The 15,813-nt window shown below is 71.1% G+C and carries 14 protein-coding genes; 10 read left to right on the forward strand and 4 right to left on the reverse strand.

Translation table 11 applies throughout. From position 1 onward, the window contains the following. The first annotated feature begins 52 nt into the window (after nt 1-52). The 10 genes from F9C12_RS38660 to F9C12_RS38705 are packed head-to-tail and all read left to right on the forward strand — an operon-like array spanning nt 53 to nt 8,999. Nucleotides 53-784 (forward strand): MlaE family ABC transporter permease, encoded by a 732-nt coding sequence (locus F9C12_RS38660; protein ID WP_406643124.1) that lies wholly within the window; start codon nt 53-55, stop codon nt 782-784. Further along, nucleotides 785-1,600: an MlaE family ABC transporter permease gene (locus tag F9C12_RS38665; protein ID WP_409179249.1), complete on the forward strand. Its 816-nt coding sequence runs from the start codon at nt 785-787 to the stop codon at nt 1,598-1,600. It abuts the gene before it with no gap. Beyond that, nucleotides 1,597-2,790: an MCE family protein gene (locus F9C12_RS38670; RefSeq protein WP_409463751.1), complete on the forward strand. Its 1,194-nt coding sequence runs from the start codon at nt 1,597-1,599 to the stop codon at nt 2,788-2,790. The genes F9C12_RS38665 and F9C12_RS38670 overlap by 4 nt, the downstream gene beginning before the upstream one ends. Next, complete coding sequence (locus tag F9C12_RS38675; protein ID WP_409463752.1) at nt 2,787-3,803, forward strand: MCE family protein; 1,017 nt, start codon at nt 2,787-2,789, stop codon at nt 3,801-3,803. The genes F9C12_RS38670 and F9C12_RS38675 overlap by 4 nt, the downstream gene beginning before the upstream one ends. Next, nucleotides 3,800-4,810 carry an MCE family protein gene (locus tag F9C12_RS38680; protein WP_409463753.1) on the forward strand — a complete coding sequence of 337 codons (1,011 nt, stop codon included), beginning with the start codon at nt 3,800-3,802 and terminating at the stop codon, nt 4,808-4,810. Before F9C12_RS38675 ends, F9C12_RS38680 begins: the two co-directional genes overlap by 4 nt. Further along, complete coding sequence (locus F9C12_RS38685; protein WP_409179253.1) at nt 4,810-5,808, forward strand: MCE family protein; 999 nt, start codon at nt 4,810-4,812, stop codon at nt 5,806-5,808. Before F9C12_RS38680 ends, F9C12_RS38685 begins: the two co-directional genes overlap by 1 nt. Further along, a complete protein-coding gene (locus F9C12_RS38690) occupies nt 5,805-6,776 on the forward strand; it encodes an MCE family protein (RefSeq protein WP_409463754.1) in 972 nt (323 codons plus the stop codon). Before F9C12_RS38685 ends, F9C12_RS38690 begins: the two co-directional genes overlap by 4 nt. Further along, a complete protein-coding gene (locus F9C12_RS38695; RefSeq protein ID WP_409463755.1) occupies nt 6,776-7,882 on the forward strand; it encodes an MCE family protein in 1,107 nt (368 codons plus the stop codon). Before F9C12_RS38690 ends, F9C12_RS38695 begins: the two co-directional genes overlap by 1 nt. After that, nucleotides 7,879-8,385, forward strand: coding sequence for a hypothetical protein (locus tag F9C12_RS38700; RefSeq protein WP_409463756.1), 507 nt, complete (start codon nt 7,879-7,881; stop codon nt 8,383-8,385). The genes F9C12_RS38695 and F9C12_RS38700 overlap by 4 nt, the downstream gene beginning before the upstream one ends. Next, nucleotides 8,382-8,999, forward strand: a complete 618-nt coding sequence (locus F9C12_RS38705; protein WP_409463757.1) for a hypothetical protein — start codon at nt 8,382-8,384, stop codon at nt 8,997-8,999. The genes F9C12_RS38700 and F9C12_RS38705 overlap by 4 nt, the downstream gene beginning before the upstream one ends. 486 nt (nt 9,000-9,485) lie before the next feature. Here the strand turns inward: F9C12_RS38705 and F9C12_RS38710 are convergent, their stop codons facing one another. The 4 genes from F9C12_RS38710 to F9C12_RS38725 form a co-directional block, all read right to left on the reverse strand. Further along, on the reverse strand, nt 9,486-10,646 hold the full coding sequence (locus F9C12_RS38710) for a PucR family transcriptional regulator (protein ID WP_409179258.1): 1,161 nt from the start codon (nt 10,644-10,646) through the stop codon (nt 9,486-9,488). 67 nt (nt 10,647-10,713) lie between these two features. Beyond that, nucleotides 10,714-12,048 (reverse strand): helix-turn-helix domain-containing protein, encoded by a 1,335-nt coding sequence (locus tag F9C12_RS38715; protein WP_409179259.1) that lies wholly within the window; start codon nt 12,046-12,048, stop codon nt 10,714-10,716. A gap of 214 nt (nt 12,049-12,262) precedes the next feature. Then, a complete protein-coding gene (locus tag F9C12_RS38720; protein WP_409463758.1) occupies nt 12,263-13,198 on the reverse strand; it encodes an alpha/beta fold hydrolase in 936 nt (311 codons plus the stop codon). A gap of 1,255 nt (nt 13,199-14,453) precedes the next feature. Further along, the gene (locus tag F9C12_RS38725; RefSeq protein WP_409179261.1) at nt 14,454-15,653 is read right to left on the reverse strand and encodes a PucR family transcriptional regulator; all 1,200 of its coding nucleotides are present in this window, start codon (nt 15,651-15,653) and stop codon (nt 14,454-14,456) included. Nucleotides 15,654-15,813: the final 160 nt, after the last annotated feature.

Genomic DNA, 15,813 nt, shown 5'->3' on the forward strand with positions numbered 1-15,813 from the left:
GTTGGCCGACCTCCCGCGACGGGCGGCGAGCGGCCTGCGCGAATTCGGCCGGATGTGCGCGATGGGGCTGGACATCATCCTCGCGATGTTCCGCCGCCCGTACCAGGTCCGGGAATTCGTGCAGCAGTTCTGGTTCATCGCGAGCGTGTCCATCTCGCCGGCGATCCTCGTCTCCATCCCGTTCGGCGCGGTGATCTCGCTGCAGCTCGGCTCGCTCACCAGCCAGATCGGCGCCCAGCAGTTCAACGGCGCGGCGAGCGTGCTGGCGGTCGTGCAGCAGGCCAGCCCGATCGTCACGACGCTGATCATCTCCGGCGCGGGCGGCAGCGCGATCTGCGCCGACCTGGGCGCGCGCACCATCCGCGAGGAGATCGACGCGATGGAGGTGCTCGGCGTTTCGGTGATCCAGCGCCTGGTCGTGCCGCGCGTGCAGGCCGCGGTGCTCGCGTGCGTGCTGCTCAACGGCCTGGTCAGCGTGGTCGGCGTGCTCGGCGGCTATTTCTTCAACGTGATCGTCCAGGGCGGCACCCCCGGCGCGTATCTGGCCAGCTTCAACGCCCTCGCGCAGCTGTCCGATCTCGTGGCCAGCTCGGTGAAAGCGGTCATCTTCGGCTTCCTCGCCGGGGTGGTGGCGTCCTACCGCGGCCTGAACCCGAAGGGCGGGCCGAAGGGGGTCGGCGACGTCGTCAACCAGTCGGTCGTCATCACCTTCCTGCTGCTGTTCTTCGTCAACACCGTGCTGACCGCCCTGTACCTGCAACTCGTTCCGGCGAAGGGAACCTGAGTGGTCAACCTCAGCAAGCCCGGCGACAAGCTGTTCGACCTCGGCGACCAGCTGCTGTTCTACGTCCGCGCGATCGCGGCCGTCCCGCTCGCGGTGACCCGCTACTTCCGCGAAGTGGTGCGGCTGCTGGCCGAGGTGACGTTCGGCAGCGGCGCGCTCGCGGTGATCGGCGGCACGATCGGCGTGATGGTCGGGCTGTGCGTGTTCACCGGGGTCACGGTGGGGCTGCAGGGGTTCAGCGCGCTCAACCAGATCAACATCTCGGCGATGACCGGGTTCCTGACCGCGTATTTCAACACCCGGGAGATCGCGCCGCTCGTCGCCGGGCTCGCGCTTTCGTCCACTGTGGGCAGCGGGTTCACCGCCCAGCTCGGCGCGATGCGGATCTCCGAGGAGATCGACGCGCTCGAGGTGATGGCCGTGCGGAGCATGCCCTACCTCGTCACGACGCGGATCGTCGCCGGGTTCATCGCGATCATCCCGTTGTACGTCATCGGCTTGCTGATCTCCTACCTCGGCTCCCGGCTGACCACGGTGGTCTTCTTCGGACAGTCCGGCGGCACCTACGACCATTACTTCACGCTGTTCCTGCCGCCGGGCGACGTGCTGTGGTCGTTCGGGAAAGTGCTGGTCTTCAGCGTCGGAGTGATCCTCACGCACTGCTTCTACGGCTACCGGGCGAGCGGCGGCCCGGCCGGGGTCGGCGTCGCGGTGGGCCGGGCCGTGCGGACGTCCATCGTCCTGATCAGCGTGCTCGACCTGTTCCTGTCGCTGGCGATCTGGGGCGCGACGACCACGGTGAAGGTGTCCGGATGAAGCGGCTGGCCACGCAGCTGGCCGGGGTCGCGTTCCTCGGCGTGCTCGCCCTTCTCGGCTGCCTCGCGGTGGCCGTCTACAACAAGGATTTCGACGACTCCGCGCTGGTGACGCTCGAGGCCGACCGGGTCGGGAGCCAGCTCGCGCCGACGGCCGAGGTGAAGGTCAAGGGCGTGCCCTTCGGCGAGGTGCGGGCGGTGCGCAGCACGGCGTCCGGAGCCGAGATCGACCTGGCGCTCGACCCGGCGAAAATCGGGCAGCTGCCGGGAAATGTCTCCGCGCGGCTGCTGCCGAAGACGGTCTTCGGCGAGCGGTACGTCAACCTCGTGCTGCCCGCTCGACCAGTCGGTGCGCTGCGCGCCGGCGACGTCATCGCGCAGGACCGCTCGGCCAACGCGATCGAGCTGGAGCGCGTGCTCGGCGATCTGCTGCCCTTGCTGCGGGCGGTCCAGCCGGAGAAGCTGAACAGTTCGCTCGGCGCGATTTCGCTGGCCCTCGACAATCGCGGAAAGCCGCTCGGCGACAGCATTGTGCGATTGCAGGACCTGCTGGCCAAGCTGAATCCGTTGCTGCCGCAGTTCAAGGCGGACATCACCGGGCTCGCCGACGCGGCCGACGTCTACACCGGAGCGGCCCCGGACATCCTCCAGGCGCTGAGCGATTTGTCGACCACCGCGAAGACCATTGTGGACACTCGCGGGGAGCTGGACAGCCTCTACTCGAGCGTGACCGGAGCCGCCGGGAACCTGAACGACTTCCTGCGGAAGAACGCGGGCAACCTCATCGGGGTTTCCGCCGCCAGCCGCCCGTCGCTGGAACTGCTGTCGCGGTACTCGCCCGAATTCCCGTGCCTGTTCGACGCGGTCGACCGGCTCAAACCGCTGATGGAGAAGGCTCTCGGCAAGGGCACCAGCGAACCGGGCCTGCACGTGACACTGACCGTGCAGAACCCGCGCGACAAGTACGTGCCCGGCCGGGACAGCCCGCGCTTCGACGCGGTCGGCGGTCCGAAGTGCTACGGCGGCGGCGCGGCCCCGGGGGCGGCCGACGGCGATCTAGGCCCGGCGAACTCGCCGGGGGAGCGGCGGCTCATCGCCGAACTTTTGAAGCCCGCACTGGGTGAAGTGCCCGACTGGAGCAGTGTCCTCATCGGACCGGCACTGCGCGGAACGGAGGTGACTGTCCGATGAGGAGCGTCGCGGGACCCGCGTTCAAGGGCTTGGTCTTCTTTGCCGTCACCGTGTGCGCGACCGCGGTGCTGGCGATCACCATCGCCAATTCGAACGTCGGCACGACGGTCGGCTACACCGCCCGGTTCACCGACGCGACCTCGGTCAACCCCGGCGACGAGGTCCGCATGGCGGGCGTGCGGATCGGCCAGGTCGACGAGGTGCGCGTGGTCGAGCACCGGCTCGCCGACGTCGCGTTCTCCGTCGACCGGACCCACCGGCTCACCGCCGCGGCCTCGGTCGTCATCCGCTACCGCAACCTGGTCGGGCAGCGCTACCTCTCGGTCGACCCCGGGCCTTCCGGAGCCGCGCCGGCGCTCGCCGACGGCGCGCTGATCCCGCCGGACAAGACGAAACCGGCCCTCGACCTGACCACCCTGTTCAACGGCTTCAAACCGCTTTTCCAAGCCCTGTCGCCGAAAGACGTCAACCAGCTGTCCTTCGAGATCATCCAGGTCCTGCAAGGCGAAGGCAGCACGATCGAAAGCCTGCTGCGGCACACGGCGTCGCTGACGTCCACTTTGGCCGGAAAGGACGCCGTGATCGGGAAGGTGATCGGCAATCTCAACACGCTGCTGGACACCGTGAACGCGCAGGGCGACCAGTTCGACGCGCTCGTGGACACGACCGCGCAGCTCGTCACCGGCCTCGCCGCGGACGCGAAACCGATCGGGCAGGCCATCGGCGGGCTCGGCGAGCTGACCACGTCCACCGCCGGGCTGCTGCAGGCCGGCCGCCAGCCGCTCAAGGACAGCATCGCCGCGCTCGGCGACCTGTCGAAGAACCTCGCCGACAACACCCCGGTGTTCGAGCAGTTCCTCGGCAACCTGCCGAAGAAACTCGACCGCATCGGCACGATTTTCTCCTACGGCTCCTGGGCGAACTTCTACCTCTGCTCCGTGCAGACCGACGCCAGGCCCGCGCCCGGCGGGCCGATGCCGGGCATTCCGGTGACCGCTGCGAGGTGCCGGTGAAACCGCCCCGGATCAAGCCGTTCCGGCTGCGCAACCCGATCGCCGTCGGCGCGGCGACCGCGCTGCTGATGGCGCTCGTCGGCGCCGCGACCTTCTTCTCCGACGACCTGCCGATCGTGGGCGGCGGCACGACCTACCGGGCGGAGTTCCGCGAGGCCGCCGGGCTCAAGCCGAACGACGAGGTCCGGGTCGCCGGGGTGAAGGTCGGCGAGGTCACCGGCGTGGGGCTGGCGGGCGGCCGCGTCGAGGTGCGGTTCCGCGTCAAGGACGCCTGGGTGGGCAACCGGACGACCGCGGCGATCAAGATCAAGACGCTGCTGGGCCAGAAAAACCTCGTGCTCGACCCGGTCGGCGACGGCGAGCTGGACCCGGACCAGCCGATCCCGGTCGAGCGGACGAGTTCGCCCTACGACGTCACCGCGGTGTTCAACGACCTCGCCGGAACGGTCGGCGCCATCGACACCGGCCAGCTCGCGCAGGCGTTCCGCACGCTGTCGGAGACGCTCGGCGCGTCGGCGCCCAGCGACGTCCGGACCGCCTTCACCGGGATCGCCGCCCTGTCGCAAACGCTTGCGTCCCGCGACGACGAGCTGGTGAAGCTGTTCCAGAACACGAACAAGGTGTCGAAGACGCTCGGCGACCGCTCCGGCCAGATCCAGGCCCTGATCCGGGACGGCACGACGCTGCTCAAGGAGCTGAACGACCGCAAGGACGCGATCGCGAAGCTGTTCAGCGGCGTCAAGAACCTGTCGGTCCAGCTGCGCGGGCTGGTCGCGGAGAACCAGAAAACCCTGGGGCCCGCGCTCGACCAGCTCGACCGCGTGGCGACCGTGCTCCAGCGCAACCAGGGCCGGCTCGAGGACAGCCTGCGGTTGGCCGGCCCGTTCTACCGGCTGCTCGGCAACGCGGTCGGCAACGGCCGCTGGATCGACACCTACCTCTGCGGCCTGGTGCCGAACGGCGGTACACCGGGCAGCTGCCTGCCACCGAAGAACGGGGGACGCTGATGGCGCACCAGCTCATCGACCTGGGAGCCCAGGCCCGCCGCCGGGCCAGGTTGCGCGCGCTCGCGCTCGGCGTGGTGTGCGCGCTGCTGGTCACGGCGGGATGGCAGGTGGCGACCGCGCCGCGCGAGCGCACGGTGACCGCGTACTTCAGCGCCGCCGTCGGCATTTACCCGAACTCGGACGTGCGCGTCCTCGGGGTGGCCGTGGGCTCGGTGTCCACAGTGGAGCCGAACGGCACGGACGTCAAAGTGACCATGACGCTCAAGCCGGATGTGCAGCTGCCGGCAGGAGCCGGAGCGGTCGTCATCACGCCCAGCCTGGTCGCCGACCGGTATGTGCAGCTCACGCCGGTCTACACCGGCGGTCCCGAACTGGCCGACGGCGCGTCGATCCCGCGCGAGCGCACCGCGACGCCGGTCGAGGTCGACGATCTGCTGCGCAGCCTCAACCAGCTGATGGCGGCGCTCGGCCCGCAGGGGGCGAACAAGGACGGCGCGGTCAGCGACGTCCTGACTCGATCGGCCGAATACCTGAACGGCAACGGCCAGACAATCGGGCAGGCGATCAAGAACCTCGGCGAATTCGCCCGCGCCGCGAGCGATTCCAAGGACGACCTGTTCAGTTCGGTGGACAACATCAGCAAGTTCACCGCGATGCTCGCCGCCAACGACGGGCAGGTGAAGCAGGCCATCGCGCAGCTCTCGTCGCTCAGCAAGGTCCTCGCCGACCAGCGCGACCAGTTCTCCGGCGCGTTGACCGAGCTGACCCAGGCGCTGGGCGTGGTGCAGGGATTCGTGAAGGACAACCGGGGCAAGGTGCAGTCCGATGTGGACAAACTGGCCGGCGTCGCGAAGGTGCTGGCGAACCAGAAGGATTCCCTCGCCGAAGCGCTGAGCGCGGCCCCGAACGCGCTGACGAACGTGCTCGGGGCCTACGACCCGGACACCGGCCTGATCAACGGCCGCGGCAACCTCCTCGAATTCCCGGAGACGAAATGAAATCCCTGGCGAAGGTCGCAGCGGTGCTGACGCTGGTCCTGGCCACCACCGGATGCGGGACCGGCGTGAGCGTGTACGACCTCCCGCTGCCCGGCGGCGCCGCGCTCGGCGACCACCCGATCCACGTCACCGCGAGCTTCACCGACGTGCTGGACCTGGTGCCGCAGTCCGGCGTCAAGGTCAACGACGTGCCGGTCGGCCGGGTATCGAAGGTGCAGCTCGCCCCGGACGGGCACAGCGCGGTCGTGGACCTGGTGCTCAACGGCGACGTCGACCTCCCGGCCAACGCGGTCGCGCGGCTGCGGCAGGCCAGCATCCTCGGCGAGAAGTTCGTCGAACTCGCCCCGCCGCCCGACGCGACCCCTTCGGGCACACTGGTCGACGGCACGGTCATCCCGCTCGACCGCTCCGCGCTGACCCCGCAGATCGAAGAGGTCTTCGGCGCGCTTTCCCTGCTGCTCAACGGCGGCGGCGTCGCCCAGGTCCAGAACATCAGCCACCAGCTCAACGCCGCGCTCGGCGGCAAGGAGACCGCGGCGAGGAGCCTGCTGTCCAGTTTGGACACTCTGGTCAAGGGGCTCGACGAACAGCGCGGCGAGATCACCCGGGCGATCGAAAGCGTCAACCGGCTCGCCGAAACGCTCAACGCGCACACCGACCGGATCACCGCGACGCTCAACGGCCTGACCCCCGGCATCAGCGTGCTCAACCAGCAGCGGGAGGCGCTGGTCGGGATGCTCAAGTCGCTCGACGGCCTGACCTCGGTCGCCGTCAGCACGGTCAACCGCAGCAAGGACGACCTCGTCGCCGATCTCCAGGCGCTCGCGCCCTTGCTGCGGCGGCTGGCCGATTCCGGGGACAAACTGCCGAAGGCGATGGAGATGATCTTCACCTTCCCGTTCCCGGACGCCGCGCTGGACGCGATCCGCGGCGACTATCTCAACGGTTTCCTGAAGACGGGCCACTGATGCTGACCCGGTTCGTGCGTGTCCAGGTGACGTTGTTCGTCGTCCTCGCCGTCGTCGGCGTGGCCTATGTCGGGGCGACTTACGCCGGTCTGGACAAGGTGTTCTTCGGCCGCGGCTACACGGTGAAGGCCCAGTTTCCCACGGGCGGCGGCATTTTCACCAACGCCGAGGTCACCTACCGGGGCGTGCCGATCGGCCGGGTCGGCCAGCTGCGGCTCACCCCCGCCGGGATGGAAGCGGATCTCGAGATCGACTCCGGCACCGCGCCCGTCCCGGCCGATACCGAGGCCGTCGTCGCCGATCGGTCGGCGGTCGGAGAGCAGTACGTCGACCTGCGGCCGCGCACGGCGGGCGGCCCGGTATTGCACGACGGTTCGGTGCTCACCCAGGACCAGACGAAAATCCCGCTCCCGGTCGACACCGTGCTGTCCACTGTGGACTCTTTCGCCGCGTCGGTGCCCAAGCCCGCACTGCGCACCGTCGTCGACGAGCTGTACAACGCGACGTCCGGCGCCGGTCCCGCCCTGGACCAGCTGGTCGGCCGCGGCATCGAGTTCGTGCAAGCCGCGAGCGAGCACGTCGCGCCGCTGACCCAGCTCGTCACCGACGCGCACACGGTCCTCGACACGCAGGTGCAGCAGGCGGACGCGATCCGCAGCTTCGGCGCCAACGCCAAACTGCTCGCGTCGACGTTGAAGCAATCCGACGGCGACCTCCGCAAGCTCATTCCGGCAGTGCCCGCCGCCGCGAACGAGGTCGGTTCGCTGATCCGCGATTCCGGACCGCAATTGGGTGTGTTGCTCGCGAACCTGCTCACCACCGCGGACGTCCTCGAGTCCCGGCAGGACGGGATCCGGCAGCTGCTGATCACCGCGCCGCGGGCGGTCGGCGCGGTCAGCTCGGTCGTCCGGCCGGACGGGGCGCATTTCGGCTTGTCGCTGTCTTTCTTCGATCCGCCTCCGTGCACCGCCGGGTACGCGACGCCGTATCGCGACGGTCTCGACACCTCGACGAGACCGCTGAACACGGCCGCGCGCTGTGCGCTGCCGAAGGGCGACCCGACGAACGTGCGCGGCTCGCAGAACGCACCGGGAGGACAGCCGTGAGGATTTCCGCTTCCCTGGGCCCGATCGCCGCGGCCCTCGCGACCGCGGCGGCCGGATGGTCCGGGTACACCTGGTGGCAAGCCGCGCACGACGACGGCGTCGCGCGCGCAGTCGTGCGGGAAGACGCGTTGCAGGCCGGTCGATCCGCGATCGCCGGACTGACTACTTTGGACTACCGGCAGGCCGCGGCCGGCTACCAGCACTGGCTGGACGTGTCCGGCGGCGCGCTGCACGACGAGCTGGCGCAGGACCGGCAGGGCAGCCTGGACCGGGTCGCGCAGGCGAAAACCGTCACCGTCGGGAAAGTCACCGACGCCGCGGTGACCGAAGTGGACCCTGGCGCGGGCATGGCGAAGCTGATCACGTCCGTGGAACTGGCGGTCACGCCCGAGGGCCAGGAGGCGGTGACCAAGCGTTCCCGGTTCCAGGCCGACCTTCGCCGGACACCGGACGGTTGGCGGGTCACCGCATTGGGCCAAGTTCCGGCAGGGGAGGCGCCGTGACCACGCGGACGAAGAAGCGGGCCGTCAAAGTGGCCGGACGCTACCGGGATCCGGTGCCGCCGGAACCGGACGAGCCTGTCGAGGAGCCGGTCGAGGAGCCGGTCGAGCCCTTGCCGCGGAAACGCCGGGCACGCCTGGTGTTCCCGGCCGTCGCGATCGTGCTGGCCGCGCTGGCAGTGTGGTTCACCGTCGAGACCCGCGACACGAACGCGGTGCTGGCACACAACACCGCGCTGTCCGACGTGTCCGGCACCGCGGACGCGGGGAAGCAGATCAGCGCCGCACTCGGCACGCTTTTCTCCTACCGCTACGACGATCCGGCCCGAAACGACCGCGCGGCCAAGGAGTTGCTGACCGGCCCCGCACTCACTCAGTACTCCCGGCTGTTCGGCCAGGTGCGTCAGCTCGCGGCCGAGCAGAAGCTCGTGGTGACCTCGACCGCGGTCGCGTCCGGAGTGAAACTCCTCGACGGCGACCGCGCGGCCCTGCTGGTGTTCCTCGACCAGACCGGCACCCGAGGCGACGGACAACGCAGCACCGGGGCCGCGCAGCTGAGCGTGACCGCCGAGCGGACGGGCGGGAAGTGGCGGATCACCGGGATGTCCGCCGCCTGACCCGCACCGCACCTCCTCGCGCCGGTCCGTGAGGGAAACCCGGAGGTCCGTGAAGGTTCCCCGCACGGACCTCCCGCAGCCCGCGCGGCCGCATGGAGCGCTCGGGAGCGGGATCGCGTAGGGGCGAGGGCACTTCGGGGCGTGCGGAGAGCGAGCGGCGTTCGGGCCGGTGCTGCGCCGGGGCAGATCGGGGTGGTGCCGCGGAGGGCAAGGCGTTCTCGAGCCGGGGATGCGCACGGCTCAAGGGCATTCCGGCCAGCACCGTGCGGAGCAGAACGCCCCTGGGGCCAGGGCGGCACCGGGTGAGGTTCAGGCCAAGCGCGCGCGGAGGGCGAGGGCGGCTCGGGCCAGGGCAGCATCGGGCGTGACTGGTTCAGATCGGAGTCGCGTGAAGGGCCGCGGCACCCCCGGGCGAGGGCGTTCAGGCCAGCGTCGCGCACCGGACCAAAGCCGCTCGACTCAACGCATCCCCGGACCGAAACCCGGTCAAGTCAGCGTCGCGCGAAGAGCCAGAATCAGCTCGAACCGGTCGTCCGGATCCCACAGCCTCCCCTCGAACATCGTTTCCAGTTCCTGCGCACGAGCCCGAACGGTCTGCGGATGGATGGCCAGCCGGTCCGCCACCTCGCGGACGTTGCCGCGCGTTTCCAGCCAGGCGAGGAGCGTTCTGGCCAGCCGGTTGTACTGTTTCGCGGTCAGCGCGGCCAGCGGGGCCAGCCTGCGGCGGGAGACGTTCGCCGGCAGCAGGGGATCCTTGTGCAGCAACAGGGTCGCGAGATGGTCCGCGCACCAGGTCACCGGCTCGTCCGGGAGGACGTTGGCCGCGACCAGCTGCAACGCTTCCCGCGCCGCCGTCAGCGAGCGGCCAGCTCGGTGGGGCGGCACCGGCGGGCCCACTGCCGCCCGGCGGCCGGACAAGGCGGCGGCGAGCGGGGCCCGGTCTTCGGGCATCGCCAGCACCAGCCGCGGGGCCGCGTCTTCGAGGTCTTCGAGCGCGTCGAGCCCGGCGACGTCGGCCGGTCCGTCCAGAGCGACCGCCACCAGCCGGGCGGGGAGCGGCCACGCCGCGTCCGAGGCGGCTTCCTCCAGCAGCTGGATCGGGGTCGGCGGGTCGGAGAGCAGCAGATCGAGCAGCCGTCGCCGGCGGCGTTCCCGCGCGCCCGTCGCCCGGGTGCGCGCGGCCGCGTGCCCTTCCACCGACAACGCCGACAATTCGTCGATATAGGCGAAAATCGCTTCGGCCAGCAGGCACAGCGTCGCCGACGGCACCCCGGCCCGGGCGCCCACCTCGGCCATCCGCCGCCACGTCACGCGCGCGCCGACCCGGTACGCCGCTTGCAGCACGTCGAGGTTGCGGCCCTGCTCGAACTCGTGCACGCCCAGCGCGACGAAGACCTTGCGGCGATCGTCGGCCACCGCGCCCGCGGTCGCGATCCGGTCGACGAACTGCAGGATCGCCGCCTGCACCCCGCCGCGCAGCGCCTTGCCGAACGGGCCGTCGAGCGGCTGCGCGTACCCGGGCACGGTGCGCTGGATTTCGCGCAGCACGTCGTCGGCGACGTCCAGCAGCCGCGGCCGGAACACCGCGGCCAGCTCGCGCGGGAGCATCGCCCACAGCCGCCCGGGCCGTCCGTCTCCGCTCAGCATCGGTCCGAAGGCTGTCTCGCCGGACAGTCCTGTCACATGCCTCACCACTTCGCTGGGATGACGCGGTTCAGGAGCCCAGCAGCGCTTCCGCGCGCAGGGCGATCTCCAGGTCGAGCCGGTCGTCGGCGTTGTCGAGCCGGTCGCCGAACAGCTCGGTGAGCTGGTGCATGCGGTACCGGACGGTCTGCGGATGCACCTTGAGGATCTTCGCGATCTCGGGCGCGCTGCCGCGGGACTGCAGCCAGATCAGCAGGGTCTCGCCGAGCCGCGCGCGCTGTTTGGGGGTCAAATCCCGGAACGGCTCCAGGCTGCGTTCGCACAGTTCCCGCACCAGGAATTCGTCGGCGAGCAGCCAGAGCGTCGACAGGTGGTCCGTGCAGTGCGTCAACGGCGCGTCCGGCAGCACGCCGCGCTGGACGAGCCGCAACGTCCGGCGCGCCCACAGCAGCGACCGGGGTGCGTCGGCGAGCCGGACGGACGGGCCGACCACCGCGCGCCAGCCGGGCAGCCGCTCGGCGAGATCGGCCAGATGCTCGTCCGGCGAGCCGGTGACCAGGCACGGTTCGCCGCCTTCGAAGTCGACGAGGACGTCCGGGTGGAGGTCGGGGACGGCGAGCCGATGCTGGCCGGACCGCGGTTCGAGGGCGACGACGGCGACCTCTTCCGGGAGCGTCCACTGCGCGGCGGCGGCCTGCGCGGCGACGGTCTGCGGCGCGGACGGCGGATCGGCGAGCAGCAGGTCGAGAAGACGGCGCCGGCGCCGGGCCAGGTTGCCCGCGGCCCGGGTCTGCGCCGCCGTGTAGCCCTCGATCGACAGCGCGGAGATCTCGTCGACGTAGGCGAAAATGGCTTCGGCGCTGGTGCAGAGCGTTTCCGCGGGCAGCCCGGCGGTCTGCCCGAACTCCGCGAGGTGCCGCCACGCGACCCGTCCGCCGACGCGGTAGGCGGTCTGCAGGCAGTCGAGGCTGCGGCCCTCGGCGAACTCGATCTTGCCCAGGTCGCGGAACACCGCCGACCAGGCGGCGGCCGGCGCGGCCGCGGGCTTGCCGACGCTGTCGAGGCACTGGACGATCGCCTGCCGCACGCCCTGGGTGATGACGTGCCCGAACGCGCCCTCGATCGGCTGCCGGTACTCCGGCACCGCCAGCTGGACCTCGCGCAGGATGGCCTTCGCGAGCGGGTCGACCCTCGGCGTGAAGCGGACCGCCAGTTCCCGCGGCAGCGACGCCCACAGCCCGAGCGCGCTGGAAGCCCGGACGGGCCGGGTTTCGGCGGGGCTGCGAGGGGCGGGCGGGACCGGCCCGGAACGCGGGCGGGCGGAGGGCCCGGCGGCGCGTTCGCCGGAGTGCGGCCGGTAGCCCAGCGGCGCGGGACGGACGAACCCGGAATCCACTTCGGTCATGTTTTTATCCTTGCTGGCAACAAAACCGGCCTCTTCGCGGTCGAAGCCGATCCAGATTTTGCGGCACAGGCAACATAATTTCCCCGGAACGGCACTGTCAACGGGCCGGTGGCCGCCGCGTCCATCGCCCGTCCGGACTACACCCGAACGGGTGGAAACAGGTGGGTGCAGGTGATACTCCGAACCCCGGCGGATGCTATGCGCGTGACAATTTTCAGGCGGGCGTTTTCGAATCCCCGACGGAGGTTTCCAGGCGGGCGGCGACGTCGGCCAAGGTGAGCCGCGCGGGCGCGGTCCCGGCGAGGAACTCGTTGAGCAGCAGGCAAAACCCCTCCGGGTCGGCCACGTGTGGAAAGTGTTTCGCGTTTTCCTGGACCGACAGCCTGCTGTCCGGCAGGAGTTCGGCGGTCCGCCGCCCGTGCGCGACGGGGATGAGCGGGTCGCGGGCTCCCCAGACGAGCAGCGTCGGCACCGATTCGGCCAGGTACAGCTTCTCCGCGGCGCTCGCGCGCTGGCCGCGCAGGTCCATCAGGCTGCCCGCGATGGACAGGAAGGCCCGCCGCCGCCCGGGATCGGCGAGCGAGCCGAAATGCCGGGCCAGTTCCCGTGTTTCAGTTTTCAACGACCCGCCGAGCCGGCGGCCGAGCCGGGCCGCCCCGCGGGCGAACGCGAGCGTCGCCGGGTTGACGGTCAGCGCGAGGACGGCGGCCGCGCCGGGCAGCGCGGCGGCCCGCAGCACCGGGCTCACCTCCGTGCCGAGCCCGGCGCTGCCGACGAGAACCAGCCGGTCGCACATTTCCGGGAATTGATAGGCGAATTGCATCGCGATGCCGCCGCCGAGCGAATGCCCGACGACGGTCGCGTGCCGCACGCCGGACACCGCGAGCACGTCCCGCACGATGCTCGCCATCGCGCCGAGCCCGTAATCCGCGCGGGGCGCGTCCGAACCGCCGTGCCCGGGCAGGTCCAGCGCCAGCACGCGACGGCCGAGCGCCGCGCAGCGGTCGAAAACCGGCGTCCAGGTCTCGATGCTGCCCGCGATTCCGTGCACCAGCACGACCGCCTCGTCGCCGGTGTCCGCCGCGGGCCGGTATTCGCGCAGCCGGACCCGCCGGCCGTGGAGGGCGAGGGTGTACGTCTCGAGTGTCATCGGCAGCCCTTTCTCGGGAAACCGAAATTAGGGCAGTCCGGGTTTTCCGCGCTGTGGCAAACGCCACCTCCCGGGAATCCCGGCCGCGCGTGACAGGAAAAGAAAAGAAAAAGCGGCCGCGCGTGCGAATTTTCCGCCCGCCGCCGGACGCCTTGTCGACATTGCCGCGGCGGCCGGGTCATCCTCGACGCATGGTCGCAACGACGCACCGGACGCGCTGATGTCGTGCCGCGCGAGGATCCATTTCGCCCGCCAGGAGCACCGCCCGCCTCCGCCGGGACCCGCCGGGAGAGCGTGGCGCCGGGTGCTGCCGATGCCCGCGAACCGGCTGGAGCGCGCGCCCGCGCGGGGGTTGTCCGGGGCCGCGGCCGGGCGGGTGGTTCGGCAGTCGATTCGCCGGTGGTGGCACGGGTGGGGCCAGCGGCTTCGGCCCGGCTGGCTTCGACCCGGCTCGACGGGGCCGGTTCCGGGCGGGGCGGCGGTGGCTGGTTCGTCGGCGGGGGAGGTGCGGGGCGGGGTGGTGGGTGCGGGGCGTTGAGCGGCGGCCCTGCCCGTTCGTTCGGGCGGCCGGTTCGGGTGGGGGCGGGGCTGTTGGTGGGTTCTGTGGTGGGGGAGGGGTTTTGGGTGTGCGGTGTTGAGCGGCTGCCCGGCCTGTTGGTTCGGGCGGACCGTGGTGGTGGCGTTGGTTCCGTGGCGGGTTGGGTGTGTGGCTGAGCGGCGGTCCTGTTCGCCGATTCGGGCGGGCCGGTTCGGGTGGGGCGGTGGCGGGCTGTTGGTGGGTTCTGTGGTGCGGGAGTGCATTGGGTGTGCGGTGTTGAGCGGCTGCCCGGCCCGCCGATTCGGGCGGCCGGTTCGGGTGGGGCGGTGGCGGGCCGTCGGTGGGTTCTGTGGTGGGGAGGGGGGTTGGGTGTGAGCGGTTGCCCGGCCTGTCGGTTCGGGCGGGCCGTGGTGGCGTTGGTTCCGTGGCGGGTTGGGTGTGCGGCTGAGCGGCAGCCCTGCTCGCCGATTCGAGCGGGCGGTTCGGGCGGCGGTGGTGCCGTCGGTCGGATCTGCGGTGGGGGCGGGCAGAGGCACTGGGCGCGCGGCTTTGAGCGGCGACGGCCCTGCCCTCGGCTCGAGCGGACCGGTTCGGGCGAGGCGTTGGGCGTGCGGTGTTGAGCGTTGATGTGCGGCACGAGGCGCGCGGCGACCGCCAGCCCTGCCGTCTCCCCGGCTCTCAGCGCGGCCCGCCCGGCAGCCGCGACGGCGCTGCCGTTCAGTTCTCCAGCGGCCGATGTGCCCGCATCAGCCGCTGCGCCCGCAGCGCCAGTTGCATGCCGAGCCGGTCGTCGGCGTCTTTGAGGCGGTCGCCGAACAGGTCTTCCAGCTGGCGCAGGCGGTTGCGGACCGTTTGCGGGTGGACGTCGAGGCGCTGGGCGATTTCCGGTGCGCCGCCGCGGGTTTCCAGCCAGGCCAGGAGGGTTTCGCTGAGCCGCTCGCGTTGCTTGGCGCTCAGCGAGGCGAACGGGTCGAGGCTTTGCCGGGCCAGTTCGGCGGCCAGGAAATCCTCGGCGAGCAGCCAGAGCGTCGCCAGGTGGTCGCGGCACCAGATGACCGGGCCGCAGGTCTCCGGGCCGGTCAGCTGCAGGGCCCGGCGCGCGGTGCGCAAGGCGGCCGGTGCGTCGGCCAGCGGGACGGTCGGGGACACCGCGGCGCGCCAGCCGTCGGGCAGGGGCGTGAGCGGGGCGAGGTCGGCGTCCGGGTCGGCGGCGAGCAGGTGCGGCTCTGGGCCGTCCAGGTCGGCGAGGACGCTGTCGCCGAGCAGGCCGGCCGGGAAGTCGTCGGCGCCAGGGGACCGTTCGAGCGCGACCATCGCGGCCGTTTCGGGCAGCGGCCAGCCCGCGCCGCTCGCCAGTTCGGCGATGCTGCTCGCCGCGCCTTCCGGAGCTTGCCCGATCAGCTCCAGCAGCCTTCGCCGCCGGGCGGGCACGGCTCCCTCGGCGTCCGCCTGGGCCTGCTGGTAGCCGGCGATCGCGGTGGCGCACAGCTCGTCGACGTAGGCGAAAATCGCTTCCGCGCCGACCGAGATGACGGCCGGGTCGACCCCGGCGGCGACCACCGCGGGGTGCATCGCCCGCCAGGCGACCCTGGCCCCGATCGTGGCGGTGTCCTGCAGTGCGTCGAGGTTGCGGCCCTCGCTGAACTCCATCGCCCCTCGGCCGCGGTAGAACTCGATCCACTCGTCGTGCGGCAGGTCCGGGGCGCCCATCGAGTCCACGCAGTGCAGCACCGCGTACTCGACGCTGCGGACCAGCACCTTCCCGAAAACCCCCTTGAGCGGCTTCCCGTACGCCGGGACCGCGCGCTGGGTCTCCTGGATCATCGCGGCCGCGGCGTGCGCCGCGTGCGGGCGCAGGCACGCGCCGAGCGCGCGCGGCAGCGAAGCCAGCAGAGCGAAGCTGCGGTACTCGACCACGAATCCCCCTTCGAGGCGCTGGGACGGAGGGAGGTGAGCGTAGCTGAAAACGTGCGTCACTAAAAATGAACGATCGGCGCCCGAAAGAGCGACGGGAACCCGCGCTTTTGACACGGACGGGGGTGCGTTCTACGCTCCGTGCCGACTGGGGCCGGTATTC

It is taken from the genome of Amycolatopsis sp. GA6-003, from assembly GCF_046267895.1.
Taxonomy (GTDB): Bacteria; Actinomycetota; Actinomycetes; order Mycobacteriales; family Pseudonocardiaceae; genus Amycolatopsis.

Bases quoted from the DNA above. Each gene is read 5' to 3' on its own strand.
- F9C12_RS38715 (WP_409179259.1), bottom strand. From the start codon at position 12,048: ATGACCGAAGTGGATTCCGGGTTCGTCCGTCCCGCGCCGCTGGGCTAC.
- F9C12_RS38670 (WP_409463751.1), top strand. From the start codon at position 1,597: ATGAAGCGGCTGGCCACGCAGCTGGCCGGGGTCGCGTTCCTCGGCGTG.
- F9C12_RS38675 (WP_409463752.1), top strand. From the start codon at position 2,787: ATGAGGAGCGTCGCGGGACCCGCGTTCAAGGGCTTGGTCTTCTTTGCC.
- F9C12_RS38710 (WP_409179258.1), bottom strand. From the start codon at position 10,646: ATGCTGAGCGGAGACGGACGGCCCGGGCGGCTGTGGGCGATGCTCCCG.
- F9C12_RS38660 (WP_406643124.1), top strand. From the start codon at position 53: ATGTGCGCGATGGGGCTGGACATCATCCTCGCGATGTTCCGCCGCCCG.
- F9C12_RS38695 (WP_409463755.1), top strand. From the start codon at position 6,776: ATGCTGACCCGGTTCGTGCGTGTCCAGGTGACGTTGTTCGTCGTCCTC.
- F9C12_RS38690 (WP_409463754.1), top strand. From the start codon at position 5,805: ATGAAATCCCTGGCGAAGGTCGCAGCGGTGCTGACGCTGGTCCTGGCC.
- F9C12_RS38685 (WP_409179253.1), top strand. From the start codon at position 4,810: ATGGCGCACCAGCTCATCGACCTGGGAGCCCAGGCCCGCCGCCGGGCC.
- F9C12_RS38720 (WP_409463758.1), bottom strand. From the start codon at position 13,198: ATGACACTCGAGACGTACACCCTCGCCCTCCACGGCCGGCGGGTCCGG.